Source organism: Pseudomonas sp. A6 (assembly GCF_052367875.1).
Classification (GTDB): domain Bacteria; phylum Pseudomonadota; class Gammaproteobacteria; order Pseudomonadales; family Pseudomonadaceae; genus Pseudomonas; species Pseudomonas citronellolis.
Genome location: NZ_CP198970.1, coordinates 5443630 through 5459037, shown reverse-complemented (window position 1 = coordinate 5459037; position 15408 = coordinate 5443630). Strand labels below are relative to the sequence as shown.

The 15408-nt window shown below is 65.1% G+C and carries 18 protein-coding genes and 1 pseudogene; 16 read left to right on the top strand and 3 right to left on the bottom strand.

Annotated features, from left to right (window positions below; all coding sequences use genetic code 11):
- Window positions 1–351: 351 nt before the first annotated feature.
- Window positions 352–774 carry an HIT family protein gene (locus ACTWJ5_RS23965; protein WP_009616918.1) on the top strand — a complete coding sequence of 141 codons (423 nt, stop codon included), beginning with the start codon at window positions 352–354 and terminating at the stop codon, window positions 772–774.
- 5 nt (window positions 775–779) lie between these two features.
- A complete protein-coding gene (locus ACTWJ5_RS23960; RefSeq protein WP_009616920.1) occupies window positions 780–986 on the top strand; it encodes a SlyX family protein in 207 nt (68 codons plus the stop codon).
- 922 nt (window positions 987–1908) lie between these two features.
- On the opposite strand, the gene ACTWJ5_RS23955 is transcribed toward ACTWJ5_RS23960, so the two are convergent.
- The 3 genes and pseudogenes from ACTWJ5_RS23955 to ACTWJ5_RS23945 form a co-directional block, all read right to left on the bottom strand.
- Window positions 1909–2139 carry a cold-shock protein gene (locus tag ACTWJ5_RS23955; protein WP_134163507.1) on the bottom strand — a complete coding sequence of 77 codons (231 nt, stop codon included), beginning with the start codon at window positions 2137–2139 and terminating at the stop codon, window positions 1909–1911.
- Window positions 2140–2247: 108 nt separating this feature from the next.
- A pseudogene (locus ACTWJ5_RS23950) lies at window positions 2248–2505 on the bottom strand (cold shock domain-containing protein membrane protein); the annotation flags it as partial.
- 216 nt (window positions 2506–2721) lie between these two features.
- Window positions 2722–3192: a Dps family protein gene (locus tag ACTWJ5_RS23945; RefSeq protein ID WP_009616923.1), complete on the bottom strand. Its 471-nt coding sequence runs from the start codon at window positions 3190–3192 to the stop codon at window positions 2722–2724.
- Window positions 3193–3408: 216 nt separating this feature from the next.
- On the opposite strand from ACTWJ5_RS23945, the gene ACTWJ5_RS23940 reads away from it, so the two are divergent.
- The 14 genes from ACTWJ5_RS23940 (at window position 3409) to queE (ending at window position 15393) form a co-directional block, all read left to right on the top strand.
- A complete protein-coding gene (locus ACTWJ5_RS23940) occupies window positions 3409–3672 on the top strand; it encodes an FmdB family zinc ribbon protein (RefSeq protein ID WP_009616925.1) in 264 nt (87 codons plus the stop codon).
- 43 nt (window positions 3673–3715) lie between these two features.
- Entirely contained in the window at window positions 3716–5494 is a 1779-nt protein-coding gene (gene aspS, locus ACTWJ5_RS23935; protein ID WP_116423076.1) for an aspartate--tRNA ligase, read from the top strand.
- Between the two features lie 65 nt (window positions 5495–5559).
- On the top strand, window positions 5560–6306 hold the full coding sequence (locus tag ACTWJ5_RS23930) for a YebC/PmpR family DNA-binding transcriptional regulator (protein ID WP_009616929.1): 747 nt from the start codon (window positions 5560–5562) through the stop codon (window positions 6304–6306).
- An 84-nt stretch (window positions 6307–6390) separates the two neighbouring features.
- Window positions 6391–6915 (top strand): crossover junction endodeoxyribonuclease RuvC, encoded by a 525-nt coding sequence (gene ruvC, locus ACTWJ5_RS23925; protein WP_444436696.1) that lies wholly within the window; start codon window positions 6391–6393, stop codon window positions 6913–6915.
- 26 nt (window positions 6916–6941) lie between these two features.
- A complete protein-coding gene (gene ruvA / locus ACTWJ5_RS23920; RefSeq protein WP_043267535.1) occupies window positions 6942–7547 on the top strand; it encodes a Holliday junction branch migration protein RuvA in 606 nt (201 codons plus the stop codon).
- Window positions 7548–7557: 10 nt separating this feature from the next.
- Window positions 7558–8622, top strand: coding sequence for a Holliday junction branch migration DNA helicase RuvB (ruvB, locus tag ACTWJ5_RS23915; RefSeq protein WP_009616937.1), 1065 nt, complete (start codon window positions 7558–7560; stop codon window positions 8620–8622).
- Window positions 8623–8674: 52 nt separating this feature from the next.
- Window positions 8675–9121, top strand: a complete 447-nt coding sequence (gene ybgC / locus ACTWJ5_RS23910; protein ID WP_074981475.1) for a tol-pal system-associated acyl-CoA thioesterase — start codon at window positions 8675–8677, stop codon at window positions 9119–9121.
- Between the two features lies 1 nt (window position 9122).
- On the top strand, window positions 9123–9818 hold the full coding sequence (gene tolQ, locus ACTWJ5_RS23905) for a protein TolQ (protein ID WP_009616939.1): 696 nt from the start codon (window positions 9123–9125) through the stop codon (window positions 9816–9818).
- Between the two features lie 18 nt (window positions 9819–9836).
- Window positions 9837–10301 (top strand): protein TolR, encoded by a 465-nt coding sequence (tolR, locus tag ACTWJ5_RS23900; RefSeq protein WP_074981477.1) that lies wholly within the window; start codon window positions 9837–9839, stop codon window positions 10299–10301.
- Between the two features lies 1 nt (window position 10302).
- Window positions 10303–11355 (top strand): cell envelope integrity protein TolA, encoded by a 1053-nt coding sequence (gene tolA / locus ACTWJ5_RS23895; RefSeq protein WP_256512343.1) that lies wholly within the window; start codon window positions 10303–10305, stop codon window positions 11353–11355.
- 53 nt (window positions 11356–11408) lie between these two features.
- Window positions 11409–12653: a Tol-Pal system beta propeller repeat protein TolB gene (gene tolB, locus ACTWJ5_RS23890; RefSeq protein ID WP_218585322.1), complete on the top strand. Its 1245-nt coding sequence runs from the start codon at window positions 11409–11411 to the stop codon at window positions 12651–12653.
- A 52-nt stretch (window positions 12654–12705) separates the two neighbouring features.
- Entirely contained in the window at window positions 12706–13212 is a 507-nt protein-coding gene (pal, locus tag ACTWJ5_RS23885; protein WP_009616943.1) for a peptidoglycan-associated lipoprotein Pal, read from the top strand.
- Window positions 13213–13218: 6 nt separating this feature from the next.
- Window positions 13219–14043, top strand: a complete 825-nt coding sequence (gene ybgF / locus ACTWJ5_RS23880; RefSeq protein ID WP_009616944.1) for a tol-pal system protein YbgF — start codon at window positions 13219–13221, stop codon at window positions 14041–14043.
- 702 nt (window positions 14044–14745) lie between these two features.
- Entirely contained in the window at window positions 14746–15393 is a 648-nt protein-coding gene (gene queE, locus ACTWJ5_RS23875) for a 7-carboxy-7-deazaguanine synthase QueE (RefSeq protein ID WP_444436694.1), read from the top strand.
- Window positions 15394–15408: the final 15 nt, after the last annotated feature.

The following is a 15408-nucleotide window of genomic DNA, read 5'->3' as shown; positions in this document are numbered from 1 at the left end:
TCGAAGATTTCGCCATCGCTCCGGATGCTGCACGGTGTATGCCGTTGGCGCGCAGATTTCAAGATGTTGCGGGAATATTTGCGGCCCGTCCTAGTCCCGTGGCGGGCGCCCGGGGTTGCAGGTTCGCTCGAGAAGCCGGGGTTTTCCTGCCAGGTTCCTTTCCGTAGGCAGCAGATACCCCTGCTTCCCTGTTGTCGGAAAGTGCCCCGATTTGGCGCAGTGCACGAATAGGGTGCCGCGCCGCCGCGGGACGGCTGCCGTTCCCCGCCTGCCTCTAGTATCCTCCGCGTCCAGCGCTCCCCCGAGGGGGCTAAGCTTCTATTTCAAGACTGGTCGAACAGGAGAAGTCAGATGTTCGTCTTGGATTCCCGCCTGCAGCAGGACACCATCGCGCTGGGTGACTTTCCCCTGAGCCGCCTGCTGCTGATGAACGATGCGCAATATCCCTGGCTCATCCTCGTGCCGCGCCGCGACGATGTCAGCGAGATCTTCCAACTGGCGCCGGACGAGCAGCAGGAGCTGTGGCGCGAGGCGACCCATCTGGCGGAAGTGCTCAAGGACACTTTCAAGGCCGACAAGATGAACGTCGCCAACCTGGGCAACGTGGTCAGCCAGTTGCACATGCACGTCATCGTGCGCCGCCGCGACGACGCGGCCTGGCCGGGCCCCGTCTGGGGCCGGCATCCGGCGCGCCCCTACACGCCCGAGGAGTTGCTGGCGGTGCGTGGCAAGCTGCGCATGGCCCTGGGCGACGCCTTTCGTTTCGAGGAGTGAATGCCATGAGCCTGGAGGAACGGGTAACCGATCTGGAGAGCCGGCTGGCGTTCCAGGATGACGCTCTGCAGACGCTGAGCGACGTGGTCTATGAGCAGGAGCGGCTGATCGAGCGTCTGCGCCTGCAGATGCAGGTGCTACTGAAGCGCCTGGAGGATCTGCAGGGACAGGTCGGTATTGCTGAGGATGATGTGCCGCCGCCGCATTATTGAGTTGTGGTGGGGGGATGCCGTTTATGGGGGGGCTAGTGCCTGCCGGTGGTGTTGGTGTTGGGGTCAAGAGCGCCCTCTCCCCAACCCTCTCCCGCAAGCGGGAGAGGGGCTGTCCTGAGTGGCTTGCCAGTCCGGCACCATCCTCACACCCCCGTCATTCCCGCGAACGCGGGAGCCCAGTTGCCCTGACTTGGGTGTTTCTGCGCCGCACCGAGTCTGCCTGACCTTCTTGTTTCGCCCCCTGGGCGAGTCCCTTTTGTCAAACGGTGGAAGGCCACCCCCGCAAAAAGGAACCAAAAAGGCTTGCCCCGCATACGGGCCCGACAGAGTCGGGCTACCCTCGCGAACTCCCCCGCCACGGAGGCCCGCCCCGAGGGTACGTCCCTGTAGCCCGCGGGGCTCTCGCGACATCCATGTCGCATGACCTCCTGAGCGCGGGTTTCGCTCGGCCTTCTGAAGGGGCGTTCCGGTGCGCGCGGATGTTTCTCTGGAAATCCGTAGGGCGCATAACGCCTACGGCGTTATCCGCCGAATCGCGGACAGAGTCCGCGCCTACACCCTCCGGCAAGCACAAGACCCGTAGGATGGTGTTGAGCGAAGCGATACCCATCGCCATGACCGCATGGGTTTCGCAAGCTCAACCCATCCTACGAAGAGCACCCCGGCGCGGCTTGCAAGACAGTTGCTCCTTCGGTTACAGGGATGCACGGGCGTAGGAGCGGACTTGTCCGCGATTGGACTCCCCGGCCACGCCGGACACCCCGGTGGCGCGAACAGCCCGCTCTCCCTTCCAGGCAGGGCGCGCAGCCGGGGGGAGGGGGCGCTCTTGAGCCAAAAATGAAAAATGCCGTTTCCCCATGGAGGGAAACGGCATCTGTCTCAAGCGACCGGCATTGCGCCGATCGGCGCTTCGGCTCGTTCCTCAGCGGCGGCCGGGCAGGGCGGCGATCACGTCCTCCGCCTGCAGGCCCTTGTCGCGTTGCACCACGGAGAACTCCACGCGCTGGCCCTCGATGAGGATACGGTGCCCTTCGCCACGGATGGCGCGGAAGTGCACGAAGATATCCTCGCCGGTGTCGCGGGAGATGAAGCCGAAGCCCTTGGAAGTGTTGAACCACTTCACGGTGCCGGTCTCGCGGTTCTCGTCGCTGATCGGGGCTTCGGGGGCTGCGCCGGCGCTGGGGCGCTTCTGCAGGCCGCTGGCGAGTTGCAGGACCACGGCGACGGCCAGGATCAGCAGGGGCAGGACGATGGCCGGTTGGTCGCCGATGGACGGCAGCGGCGCCAGCAGGATGAGAATCTGCAGGACCACGGCCAGGGCGATCAGTGCCGATACCAGGCTCTGCAGCTGTTGCACCCGTTGGTTGGCGGGGGTGAGCAGCAGGGCGGTCAGGCCGAGCAGGGCCAGGTAGACGGCGTCGGGGTTCTGCAGGTAGGGGATGGCATCGGTGCGCAGCGAGGGTGCGAAGGACAACACGAGGGCGGCAACGCCCGTTAGCAGGTGGACGATTTTCAGCATGGTTATGGATTCACCTTGAGCGATAAGCGTAAAGAGAAGCAGCCGGTCGTGCGGTCTGGTTCGCAGCGATGAAAATGACCTGAAAGAGGCCGGCGGCCTATGCGCGAGGCGCACGGGCGGTATTTAACAGCAAACCGATAGCCTTCTCAAATCAACCGCTTAGCGCCTGGGGCGAGCAGAGGGGCCCGGCATGATGCCGGGCCCGGCGGGGAGGTGTCAGTGAGCGAGCAGGCTGCGCAGCATCCACGCGGTCTTCTCGTGGACCTGCATGCGTTGCGTCAGCAGGTCGGCGGTGGGCTCGTCGGCTGCCTTGTCGGCCAACGGGAAGATGCTGCGCGCGGTGCGCACCACGGCTTCCTGGCCCTGGACCAGCAGGCGGATCATTTCCTGGGCGTCCGGCACGTCCTGCTCTTCCTTTATAGAGGAGAGGCGGGCGTAGGCGGCGTAGGTGCCCGGCGCCGGGAAACCGAGGGCGCGGATGCGCTCGGCGATGCTGTCCACCGCCAGGGCCAGCTCGGTGTACTGCCCCTCGAACATCAGGTGCAGGGTATTGAACATCGGACCGGTGACGTTCCAGTGGAAGTTGTGGGTCTTCAGGTAGAGGGTGTAGGTATCGGCCAGCAGGCGCGAGAGCCCCTCGGCGATGGCGGCGCGGTCCTGTTCGGCGATGCCGATGTCGATTTCCATGGCGTCTTCCTCTTGATGAAAATTCCCGGTCAGGCTAGCACGGGCTTTGACGGGAACCTTTTGGTTTGAATCAAAGCTTCCGATAGTGGATTTCTATCGGCCGGTCGCCGCGGGGGCCGCTGGAGGGCGGCTGCAAGTCATGGTTTTTTCAGGCTATAATCCGCGCCTTTGCCGCGGGATGCGGGCCCGCGGCCATGTAGCAGCCAAGGTGTCCCGATGCCGATTTACGAATACCAATGCCGTTCCTGCGGCCATCAGCTGGAAGCCATGCGGAAGCTCAGCGATGCGCCGCTGGTCGATTGCCCGGCCTGCCAGGCCCCGGAATTGAAGAAGATGGTCTCCGCCCCCGGCTTCCGCCTGAGCGGCGGCGGCTGGTACGAAACCGACTTCAAGACCGGCGCGAAGAAGAACCTGGCGTCCGCCGAGCCCGCCTGCCCCGCCACGGGCTGCGGCTCGGGCGCCTGTGCCGCCGGCGAATGAGCGGTTCCCTCGAATCCAAGACTTGCGAGAAGCGAAACACACCATGATGCGCAGCCACTATTGCGGCCAATTGAACGAGAGCCTGGACGGCCAGGAAGTCACGCTTTGCGGTTGGGTGCACCGCCGCCGCGACCACGGCGGGGTGATCTTCCTCGACATCCGTGACCGCGAAGGCCTGGCCCAGGTGGTGTTCGACCCGGATCGCGCCGAGACCTTCGCCAAGGCCGACCGCGTGCGCAGCGAGTACGTGGTCAAGGTCACCGGCAAGGTGCGCATGCGTCCGGAAGGCGCACGCAACTCGAACATGGCCTCCGGCGCCATCGAGGTGCTGGGCTACGAGTTGGACGTGCTGAACCAGGCTGAGACTCCGCCGTTCCCGCTGGACGAATATTCCGATGTGGGCGAGGAAACCCGCCTGCGCTACCGCTTCATCGACCTGCGCCGCCCGGAAATGGCCGCCAAGCTGAAGCTGCGCGCGCGCATCACCAGCAGCATCCGCCGCTACCTGGACGACAACGGCTTCCTCGACGTCGAGACGCCGATCCTCGGCCGCCCGACCCCCGAGGGCGCACGCGACTACCTGGTGCCCAGCCGCACCTACCCGGGCCACTTCTTCGCCCTGCCGCAGTCGCCGCAGCTGTTCAAGCAGCTGCTGATGGTCGCCGGCTTCGACCGCTACTACCAGATCGCCAAGTGCTTCCGCGACGAGGACCTGCGCGCCGACCGCCAGCCGGAATTCACCCAGATCGACATCGAGACCAGCTTCCTCGACGAGAGCGACATCATCGCCATTACCGAGAAGATGGTGCGCCAGCTGTTCAAGGAAGTGCTGGACGTGGAGTTCGACGAATTCCCGCACATGCCCTTCGAAGAGGCCATGCGCCGCTATGGCTCGGACAAGCCGGACCTGCGCATCCCGCTGGAACTGGTGGACGTCGCCGACCAGCTCAAGGAAGTCGAGTTCAAGGTCTTCTCCGGCCCGGCCAACGATCCGAAAGGCCGTGTCGCTGCCCTGCGCGTTCCGGGCGCCGCGTCCATGCCGCGTAGCCAGATCGACGACTACACCAAGTTCGTCGGCATCTACGGCGCCAAGGGCCTGGCCTACATCAAGGTCAACGAGCGCGCCAAGGGCGTCGAGGGCCTGCAGTCGCCGATCGTCAAGTTCATCCCCGAGGCCAACCTCAACGTGATCCTCGATCGCGTCGGCGCCGTGGATGGCGACATCGTGTTCTTCGGCGCCGACAAGGCGAAAGTCGTCTGTGACGCCCTGGGCGCGCTGCGCATCAAGGTCGGCCATGACCTCAAGCTGCTCACCAAGGAGTGGGCGCCGATGTGGGTCGTGGACTTCCCGATGTTCGAAGAGAACGACGACGGCAGCCTGACCTCGCTGCACCACCCGTTCACCTCGCCCAAGTGCAGCCCGCAAGAGCTGGAGGCCAACCCGGCCGCCGCTCTGTCCCGTGCCTACGACATGGTGCTCAACGGCACCGAGCTGGGCGGCGGTTCCATCCGTATCCACGACAAGTCCATGCAGCAGGCGGTGTTCCGCGTGTTGGGCATCGACGATGCGGAGCAGGAAGAGAAGTTCGGCTTCCTCCTCGACGCCCTCAAGTACGGCGCCCCGCCGCACGGTGGCCTGGCCTTCGGCCTGGACCGCCTGGTGATGCTGATGACCGGCGCCGCGTCGATCCGCGAAGTGATCGCCTTCCCGAAAACCCAGAGCGCCGGCGACGTCATGACCCAGGCTCCGGGCACCGTGGACGGCAAGGCCCTGCGCGAGCTGCACATCCGCCTGCGCGAGCAGCAGAAGGCCGCCGAGTAATTCCAGATGAACCGCGGCGGCGCACAGCCTGCGCCGCCGCCGCAACAAGCTAGACGGAGTGAGTTATGGCTGGTCATTCCAAATGGGCCAACATCAAGCACCGCAAGGAGCGTCAGGACGCCAAGCGCGGGAAGATCTTCACCAAGCTGATCCGCGAACTGACGGTCGCCGCCAAGCAGGGCGGCGGCAACCCGGCTGACAACCCGCGTCTGCGCCTGGCCGTGGACAAGGCGCTGACTGCCAACATGACCCGCGACACCATCGATCGAGCCATCGCCCGTGGCGCCGGCTCGAACGACGCGGACAACATGGAAGAACTGACCTACGAAGGTTACGCGCCCAGCGGCGTGGCAATCATCGTCGAGGCCATGACCGACAACCGCAACCGCACCGCGGCGGAAGTGCGTCACGCCTTCAGCAAGTGCGGCGGCAACCTCGGCACCGATGGCTCGGTGGCCTACATGTTCGACCGCAAGGGGCAGATCAGCTTCGCCCCCGGCGTCGACGAGGATGCCCTGATGGAAGCGGCCCTGGAGGCCGGCGCCGACGACGTGGTGACCAATGACGACGGTTCCATCGACGTCTTCACCAGCTTCGCCGACTTCATCGCGGTGAACGAGGCGCTGACCGCCGCCGGCTTCAAGGGCGAGGAGGCGGAGATCTCGATGATCCCCTCGACCACCGCGACCCTGGACCTGGAGACCGCGCAGAAGGTGCTCAAGCTGATCGACATGCTCGAGGACCTGGACGACGTACAGAACGTCTATTCAAACGCGGACATCCCCGAAGAGGTGATGGCGCAGCTTGGCTGACGCCATCCCCGACCCGGGCCTCGCGCCGGAAGCCGGAGCCGTCGGATTCGACCGCTCCGGCTTCCGGCTTTTGGTTTCCGGCATATGACCCTGATCCTAGGCATCGACCCCGGCTCGCGCATCACCGGCTTCGGCGTGGTGAGGGACACCGGCCGCGGCTGCGAATACGTTGCCTCCGGCTGCATCCGCACCGGCAGCGGCGCCCTGCACGAACGCCTGCAGATCGTCTTCCGCGGCGTGCGCGAGGTCATCCAGACCTACCACCCGACCATGATGGGCATCGAGCAGGTGTTCATGGCGCGCAACGCCGACTCCGCGCTCAAGCTCGGCCAGGCCCGCGGCGCGGCCATAGTCGCGGCGGCGGAGGAGGGGCTGGAAATCGCCGAATACACCGCCAGCCAGGTCAAGCAGGCCATCGCCGGCACCGGCGGGGCCGACAAGCTGCAGGTCCAGATGATGGTCATGCACCTGCTGAAACTGACGCAGAAACCGCAGATCGACGCCTCCGACGCCCTGGCCATCGCCCTGTGCCACGCCCACACCCGGCAGAGCCTGGTGCCCCATGGCCTGTCCACCGCGCGCCGCCGCAGCGGGCGCCTGCGCCTTTGACCGACAACCTGCAAGGACCCTGAGCCGTGATTGGACGCCTGCGTGGCACCCTGGCGGAAAAGCAGCCGCCGCACCTGATCCTCGACGTCAACGGCATCGGCTACGAGCTGGAAGTGCCGATGACCACCCTTTATCGCCTGCCCGCCCTCGGCGAGCCGGTGACCCTGCACACGCACCTGGTGGTGCGCGAAGATGCCCACCTGCTCTACGGCTTCGCCGAGAAGCGCGAGCGCGAGCTGTTCCGCGAGCTGATCCGCCTCAACGGCGTCGGCCCCAAGCTGGCCCTGGCCCTGATGTCGGGCCTGGAAGTGGATGAGCTGGTGCGTTGCGTGCAGGCGCAGGATACTTCCACCCTGGTGAAGATCCCCGGGGTCGGCAAGAAGACCGCCGAGCGCCTGCTGGTGGAGCTCAAGGACCGCTTCAAGGCCTGGGAGAACATGCCGACCATCGCCCCCCTGGTGACGGAACCGAAACTGGCCGCAACAGTCTCAAGCGCCGAGGCCGATGCCGTCAGCGCGCTGATCGCGCTAGGCTTCAAACCTCAGGAGGCGAGCCGCGCCGTGGCCGCCGTGGAGGAAAAAGATTTGTCCAGCGAAGAACTCATCCGCCGCTCGCTCAAGGGCATGGTCTAGGTAGCCGCGCATGATCGAGACCGATCGCCTGATCTCGGCCGCCACCGCCGGCCCTCGCGAGCGCGAGGAGCAGCTGGACCGCGCCATCCGCCCGCTGAGCCTGTCCGACTACATCGGCCAGCCCAGCGTGCGCGAGCAGATGGAGCTGTTCATCAGCGCCGCCCGCGGCCGCAAGGAGGCCCTGGACCACACGCTGATCTTCGGCCCGCCGGGCCTGGGCAAGACCACCCTGGCGAACATCATCGCCCAGGAGATGGGCGTGGCCATCAAGAGCACCTCCGGCCCGGTGCTGGAACGCCCGGGTGATCTCGCCGCGCTGCTGACGAATCTCGAGCCGGGCGACGTGCTTTTCGTCGACGAGATCCACCGCCTCTCGCCCATCGTCGAAGAAGTGCTGTACCCGGCGATGGAAGACTTCCAGCTCGACATCATGATCGGCGAAGGGCCGGCGGCGCGCTCCATCAAGCTCGACCTGCCGCCCTTCACCCTGGTCGGCGCCACCACCCGCGCCGGCATGCTGACCAACCCGCTGCGCGACCGCTTCGGCATCGTCCAGCGCCTGGAGTTCTACAGCGTCGACGACCTGGCGACCATCGTCGCCCGTTCGGCCGGCATCCTCGGCCTGGACATGGACCCGGCCGGGGCCTTCGAGATCGCCCGCCGCGCCCGTGGCACGCCGCGCATCGCCAACCGCCTGCTGCGCCGCGTGCGCGATTTCGCCGAGGTGCGCGCCAGCGGGGCGATCAGCAGCGAGGTGGCGGACAAGGCGTTGAACCTGCTGGACGTCGACGAACGTGGCTTCGACCACCAGGACCGGCGTCTACTGCTGACCATGATCGACAAGTTCGACGGCGGGCCGGTGGGGCTGGACAACATCGCTGCGGCCATCGGCGAAGAAAAACATACGATCGAGGACGTGCTGGAGCCCTATTTGATCCAGCAAGGCTATATCATGCGCACGCCGCGGGGACGGGTCGTCACCCGGCATGCGTACCTGCATTTCGGCCTGAAACTGCCGAAGCGGATGGGTGAGGGGGCGATGCCGGATCTTTTCTCCCCTGAAGATGGTAATTAATTGCATTTGTGGCTGATTGCCGATTGGCAAAGCCCCAACTTGGTTCTAGAGTATGCGCGCGCAACACGGGGGTCAGCCGTTCGAGCATCGATTCCGGGTCTATTACGAGGACACCGATGCAGGCGGCATCGTCTACTACGTCAACTACCTCAAGTTCATGGAGCGGGCTCGCACCGAGCGGCTGCGGGCTCTGGGCTTCGCCCAATCCCAGCTGGCAGGTGAGAACCTGCTTTTCGTCGTTCATTCGGCCGAAGCGCGCTACCACGCGCCGGCCCGTCTGGACGACGAACTGGTCGTCAGCGCCGAGGTCGAGGAGTTGAACCGCGCGAGCCTGCGTTTCCGTCAACAGGTTCGTCGAGCGTCGGATTCGGCCTTGCTATGCGAGGGCCGCTTCCTGGTGGCGTGCGTACGGGCCGACAACCTCAGGCCCCGCGCCATCCCCGAAGTGTTGCGTGCGGCATTTGCCGGCACTCCGGACACCCTTTCAGCAGGAGAATAACGTGGAACCGAACGTCGTCGACCATACCTCCATGTGGAGCCTGATCAGCAACGCCAGTATCGTGGTGCAGCTGGTCATGCTCACCCTGGTGGCCGCCTCGGTCACTTCTTGGATCATGATCTTCCAGCGCAGCAACATGATGCGCTCGGCCAAGAAAGCCCTGGATGGCTTCGAAGAACGCTTCTGGTCGGGCATCGACCTGTCCAAGCTGTACCGCCAGGCCGGCAGCAACCCCGACCCGGATTCGGGCGTGGAGCAGATCTTCCGTGCCGGCTTCAAGGAATTCTCGCGCCTGCGCCAGCAGCCCGGCGTCGATCCGGACGCGGTGATGGAAGGCGTGGCCCGTTCCATGCGCGTGGCCATCTCCCGTGAGGAAGAGAAGCTGGAAACCAGCCTGCCGTTCCTCGCCACCGTCGGTTCCACCAGCCCGTACATCGGCCTGTTCGGCACCGTCTGGGGCATCATGAACTCCTTCCGCGGCCTGGCCGCCGTGCAGCAGGCCACCCTGGCCACCGTCGCCCCCGGCATCGCCGAGGCCCTGGTCGCCACCGCCATCGGCCTGTTCGCCGCGATCCCCGCAGTCATCGCCTATAACCGCTTCGCCGCGCGTTCGGAAATGCTGATCGGCCGCTACTACACCTTCGCCGACGAGTTCCAGGCCATCCTGCACCGCAAAGTCCACGCCAGCGACGATTGACCAGAGAGGTAAGCCGACATGGCAAGGGTCCGTCATAAACGCAAGCCGGTCGCGGAAATGAACGTGGTGCCATACATCGACGTGATGCTGGTACTGCTGGTCATTTTCATGGTGACCGCACCGATGCTGAACCAGGGGGTCAAGGTCGATTTGCCCAAGGTTTCCAGCGAAGTGCTCCCGCAGGACAACGATTCGCGGGTGCTGACCATATCGATCAAGGCCGACAAGACCTACTACTGGAACATGGGTTCGGAAGTCGATCCCGACCAGGGCAAGGGCAGTCAGACCGCGATCAATCTCGACCAGCTGGTGAGCGCAGCCACCGGCATCATGGCCGAGAACAGCCGTCAGGGTAAGAAAGTGCAGGTCTTCGTGCGTGGCGACAAGGCTGTCGACTACGGCTCCGTCATGGCTGTCATGGGCGGGTTGCAGAAGGCCGGTGTGGGTAACGTCGGGCTGATCACCGAGGCGCCCGGAACCTGATATGCACCAACTCGAACGCTCTCCATCGGAAAGCTACTTCTGGCCGGTCGTACTGGCGGTAGCGCTGCACGTCCTGATTTTCGCGATGCTCTTCGTCAGCTGGGCCATGACGCCCGAGCTGCCGCCTGCGCGTCCGATCGTCCAGGCCACGCTCTACCAGCTCAAGTCCAAGAGCCAGGCCACGCAGCAGACCAACCAGAAGATCGCCGGGGAGGCGAAGAAGACCTCTGCCAAGCAGTACGAACAGGAACAGCTGGAGCAAAAGAAGGTCGAGCAGCAAGCCATAGCCGAAGCGAAAGCTGCGGAACAAAAGAAAGCCGATGAGGCTCGAAAGGCTTCGGAGGCCGAGAAAGCTGCAGATGCAGCCAAGGCCGCCGAGGCGAAGAAGGCCGCAGACGCCGCCAAGAAGGCGGCCGAGGCCAAGGCTGCAGCGCAGAAGCAGCAGGCAGACATCGCCAAGAAGAAGGCCGAGGACGAGGCCAAGAAGCAAGCCGAGGAAGAAGCCAAGAAACAAGCCGCGGAGGAGGCCAAGAAGAAGGCTGCCGAAGAGGCCAGGAAGAAAGCCGAGGAGCAGGCCAAGAAACTCGCCGCCGCGGAGGACGCCAAGAAGAAGGCGGCCGCCGACGCCGCGAAGAAGAAGGCCGCTGCCCAGGCTGCGGCGAAGAAGGCTCAGGAAGACAAGAAGGCCCAGGCCCTGGCCGAACTGCTGTCCGACGACACGCAGCGGCAGCAGGCCCTGGCCGACGAACAGGGCAACGAGGTGGCAGGCAACTTCGACGACCTGATCCGCTCGCGGGTATCCGAGGGCTGGTCGCGTCCGCCATCGGCCCGTAACGGCATGAGTGTTACCGTGCAGATCAACATGCTGCCCGATGGCACCATCACCAATGCGACCGTCGTCCGCTCCAGCGGCGACAAGGCGTTCGACAGTTCCGCGGTGAATGCCGTGAGGAACGTCGGTCGCATTACTGAAATGCAGGGCCTGAGTCCCAAGGACTTCAATCCCTACCGCTCCTTCAAGATGACCTTCACGCCTGAGGACCTCACGCTGTGATCAAGATTTTCAGAGGATTGCTCGTCGCCCTGCTCTGCGTGGCAGGAGTGGCGATGGCAGATGAGAAGAACATTCTGGTGACCAGCGGCGCCGATCGCGCCGTGCCGATCGCCGTGGTGCCCTTCGGCTGGCAGGGCGGCAACGTCCTGCCCGACGACATGGCCAACATCATCGGCAACGACCTGCGCAACTCCGGCTACTTCGAGCCGATCCCGCGGCAGAACATGATCAGCCTGCCGGCCCAGGCCAGCGAGGTGATCTACCGCGACTGGCAGGCCCTCGGCGCGCAATACGTGCTGATCGGCAACATCACCCCGGCCGGCGGCCGCCTGCAGGTGCAGTACGGCCTGTTCAACGTCGCCACCCAGCAGCAGATCGTCACCGGCAGCGTCGGCGGCAGCGTCGAGCAGCTGCGCGACATGTCGCACTTCATCGCCGACCAGTCGTTCGAGAAGCTCACCGGCATCAAGGGCGCCTTCTCCACCAAGCTGCTCTACGTGACCGCCGAGCGCTTCTCCGCCGACAACACCCGCTTCACCCTGCAGCGCGCCGACTATGACGGCGCCCGCCCGGTGACCCTGCTGCAGTCGCGCGAGCCGATCCTCTCGCCGCGCTTCTCGCCCGACGGCCGGCGCATCGCCTACGTGTCCTTCGAGCAGAAGCGCCCGCGCATCTTCATGCAGTACGTGGATACCGGCCGCCGCGAGCAGCTGACCAACTTCGAAGGCCTCAACGGCGCCCCGGCGTTCTCCCCGGACGGCAACCGCCTGGCCCTGGTGCTGTCGCGCGACGGCAACCCGGAGATCTACCTGATGGACCTGGGCTCGCGCCAGCTGCGCCGCCTGACCAACAACGCGGCCATCGACACCGAGCCCTTCTGGGGCAAGGACGGCTCGACGCTGTACTTCACCTCGGACCGTGGCGGCAAGCCGCAGATCTACAAGATGAACGTCAACAGCGGCGCCACCGACCGCGTGACCTTCACCGGCAACTACAACGCCAACCCGAAACTCTCGGCCGACGAGAAGACCCTGGTGATGGTCCACCGCCAGGAAGGTTTCACCAACTTCCAGATCGCCGCCCAGGACCTGCAACGCGGCAATCTGCGGGTGCTTTCGAACACCACGCTCAACGATTCGCCCACTGTTGCGCCAAATGGCACGATGCTAATATACGCCACCCGCCAGCAGGACCGGGGCGTGTTGATGCTCGCCAGCATCAACGGACGTGTTCGGTTACCGCTACCCACCGCTCAGGGCGACGTGCGCGAGCCATCCTGGTCCCCTTACCTGAACTGACGGTTGCCAACTGTTCCAAACTTATACACTGGGGTTCATTAGGAGTTACATGATGGAAATGCTGAAATTCGGCAAATTTGCCGTTATCGCCCTCGCCATGGCCGTAGCCGTAGGTTGCTCGTCCAAGAAAGGCGATGCTACTGGTGAAGGCGCCAATGGCGGCGTTGACCCGAACGCTGGCTACGGCGCCAACAGCGGTGCCGTTGACGGCAGCCTGAGCGACGAAGCCGCTCTGCGTGCGATCACCACCTTCTACTTCGAGTACGACAGCTCCGACCTGAAGCCGGAAGCCATGCGCGCTCTGGACGTACACGCCAAGGACCTGAAAGGCAGCGGCCAGCACGTCGTCCTGGAAGGCCACACCGACGAACGCGGCACCCGCGAGTACAACATGGCTCTGGGTGAGCGTCGCGCCAAGGCCGTTCAGCGCTACCTGGTGCTGCAGGGCGTGTCCCCGGCTCAGCTGGAACTGGTTTCCTACGGTAAAGAGCGTCCGGTTGCCACCGGCCACGACGAACAGTCCTGGGCTCAGAACCGTCGCGTTGAGCTGAAGAAGTAAGACCCTATGCGCCTGCGACTCCTGACCTTGATGGTCTGCGGCCTGCCGCTGATGGCGGCGGCCGCGGTTCCGGTGGTGGATGGTAACGATGGCGGCTACGCCAGCGCGCCGCCCGCGGGGTACGGCACCGCAGGTGCTGATGGTGCTTATGCCGGTGGCGGGGCGGCTTCGGCCGCTCCCGTCTCCGGGCAAGCCCAGCTGTTCCTGCAACTGCAGCAGATGCAGGACGAGATCGCCCGCCTGCGCGGCACCCTCGAAGAACAGCAGAACCAGATCCAGCAGCTGAAGCAGGAAAGCCTCGAGCGTTATCAGGACCTCGACCGCCGCCTTTCCTCCGCTCCGGCAGCACAGAACCCCTCCACCGACGGCAGCGCCGCCGGTGCGGGCGCAGCGGCCGGCGCCGCTGCCGCCCAGCAGCAACAGGCCCAGCCCGCGAGCAGCGAGCCGGGCGATCCGGCGAAAGAGAAGCTCTACTACGACGCGGCTTTCGACCTGATCAAGGCCAAGGACTTCGACAAGGCCAGCCAGGCCTTCGGCGCCTTCCTGCGCAAATACCCCAGCAGCCAGTACGCCGGCAACGCGCAGTACTGGCTGGGCGAGGTGAACCTGGCCAAGGGCGACCTGCAGGGCGCCGGCCAGGCCTTCGCCAAGGTCAGCCAGGCCTATCCGAGCAGCCCCAAGGTGCCGGACTCGCTGTACAAGCTGGCCGACGTGGAGCGCCGCCTGGGCAACAACGACAAGGCCCGTGGCATCCTCCAGCAGGTGGTCGCCCAGTACCCGGGCAGCTCCGCCGCCCAGCTGGCCCAGCGGGACCTGAAGAGCCTCAAGTAAGCCTCTTGTCGTTCATCTGAAAACGCCGTTTCTTCCAGCTGGGGGAAACGGCGTTTTTCATTCCTGCCGGGCATGTCCTTCCTGTAGGAGCGAGCTTGCTCGCGAACCTTTATCCCGCGCTCTGATCCTCACCCGGAGGTTTCTGCGTAGGGCGCATAGCACCTACGGCGTTATCCGCCGGATCGCGGACGGAGTCCGCTCCTACGGTTCCAGGGAAGCACGGGCGTAGGGGCGGACTTTGTCCGCGATTGGATTCACCGGCCACGCCAGACGCCCCGGTGGCACGAGTCCCGTAGGATGGGTTGAGCGAAGCGATACCCATCACCATGGCCCGATGGGTATCGCAAGCTCAACCCATCCTACGAAAAGCTCCTCGACGCAGACAGTTGCTATTACGGTTCAGGGAAGCACGGACGTAGGAGCGGACTTTGTCCGCGATTGGATTCACCGGCCACGCCGGACGCCCCGGTGGCACGAACAGCCTAGCCCCTACGAAAAGCGTGCCCGCCCGTTACACCCGAACGAACGACTCTGCGCGCCGAACACCTGGTTTTCCGTTAGAATCGCCGCCACCCGGAGCCGCGGAGCGGTTTCAGCTCGGCTGATGTCTGCCCGCCCGGGAATTCCCGAACGCCTGGCGTTCGTTCGATTACACCGCAACGGAGGCGGATGGCCTGTGTAGCCGTCACGCCCGTGGCTGATATGCAACAGACCCTGCGAATCACCGAGATCTTCTACTCGTTGCAGGGGGAAGCGCGCACCGTCGGATTGCCGACCGTGTTCGTGCGCCTGACCGGCTGCCCCCTGCGTTGCCAGTACTGCGACTCCGCCTACGCCTTCAGTGGCGGCGAGATCCGCAGCCTGGACAGCATCCTCGAAACCGTCGCCGGCTACCGGCCGCGCTACGTCTGCGTCACCGGCGGCGAGCCGCTGGCGCAGCCCAACTGCCTGCTGCTGCTGCAGCGCCTGTGCGACGCCGGTTACTCGGTATCCCTGGAGACCAGCGGCGCGCTGGACATCTCCGCCACCGACCGCCGCGTCAGCCGGGTGCTCGACCTGAAGACCCCGGGCTCCGGCGAGGTGCGCCGCAACCGCTACGAGAACATCGCCGAGCTCACCGGCAACGACCAGGTCAAGTTCGTCCTCTGCTCCCGCGAGGACTACGACTGGGCGGTGTCCAAGCTGATCGAATACCGCCTCGACGAGCGCGCCGGCGAAGTGCTGTTCTCGCCGAGCCATCACCAGCTGGCGCCGCGCGAGCTGGCCGACTGGATAGTCGCCGACAACCTGCCGGTGCGCTTCCAGATGCAACTGCACAAGATCCTCTGGAACGACGAACCGGGCCGCTGAGACGCGGACGGGAAG

What these genes read in the sequence shown, in the direction of transcription:
- ybgC (WP_074981475.1), top strand. Translation starts at nt 8,675, where the DNA reads ATGCGCGCGCAACACGGGGGTCAGCCGTTCGAGCATCGATTCCGGGTC.
- ruvC (WP_444436696.1), top strand. Translation starts at nt 6,391, where the DNA reads ATGACCCTGATCCTAGGCATCGACCCCGGCTCGCGCATCACCGGCTTC.
- ACTWJ5_RS23960 (WP_009616920.1), top strand. Translation starts at nt 780, where the DNA reads ATGAGCCTGGAGGAACGGGTAACCGATCTGGAGAGCCGGCTGGCGTTC.
- ACTWJ5_RS23965 (WP_009616918.1), top strand. Translation starts at nt 352, where the DNA reads ATGTTCGTCTTGGATTCCCGCCTGCAGCAGGACACCATCGCGCTGGGT.
- aspS (WP_116423076.1), top strand. Translation starts at nt 3,716, where the DNA reads ATGATGCGCAGCCACTATTGCGGCCAATTGAACGAGAGCCTGGACGGC.
- tolA (WP_256512343.1), top strand. Translation starts at nt 10,303, where the DNA reads ATGCACCAACTCGAACGCTCTCCATCGGAAAGCTACTTCTGGCCGGTC.
- ACTWJ5_RS23945 (WP_009616923.1), bottom strand. Translation starts at nt 3,192, where the DNA reads ATGGAAATCGACATCGGCATCGCCGAACAGGACCGCGCCGCCATCGCC.
- ybgF (WP_009616944.1), top strand. Translation starts at nt 13,219, where the DNA reads ATGCGCCTGCGACTCCTGACCTTGATGGTCTGCGGCCTGCCGCTGATG.
- pal (WP_009616943.1), top strand. Translation starts at nt 12,706, where the DNA reads ATGGAAATGCTGAAATTCGGCAAATTTGCCGTTATCGCCCTCGCCATG.
- ruvB (WP_009616937.1), top strand. Translation starts at nt 7,558, where the DNA reads ATGATCGAGACCGATCGCCTGATCTCGGCCGCCACCGCCGGCCCTCGC.
- ACTWJ5_RS23940 (WP_009616925.1), top strand. Translation starts at nt 3,409, where the DNA reads ATGCCGATTTACGAATACCAATGCCGTTCCTGCGGCCATCAGCTGGAA.
- queE (WP_444436694.1), top strand. Translation starts at nt 14,746, where the DNA reads ATGCAACAGACCCTGCGAATCACCGAGATCTTCTACTCGTTGCAGGGG.
- ACTWJ5_RS23930 (WP_009616929.1), top strand. Translation starts at nt 5,560, where the DNA reads ATGGCTGGTCATTCCAAATGGGCCAACATCAAGCACCGCAAGGAGCGT.
- tolB (WP_218585322.1), top strand. Translation starts at nt 11,409, where the DNA reads ATGGCAGATGAGAAGAACATTCTGGTGACCAGCGGCGCCGATCGCGCC.
- tolR (WP_074981477.1), top strand. Translation starts at nt 9,837, where the DNA reads ATGGCAAGGGTCCGTCATAAACGCAAGCCGGTCGCGGAAATGAACGTG.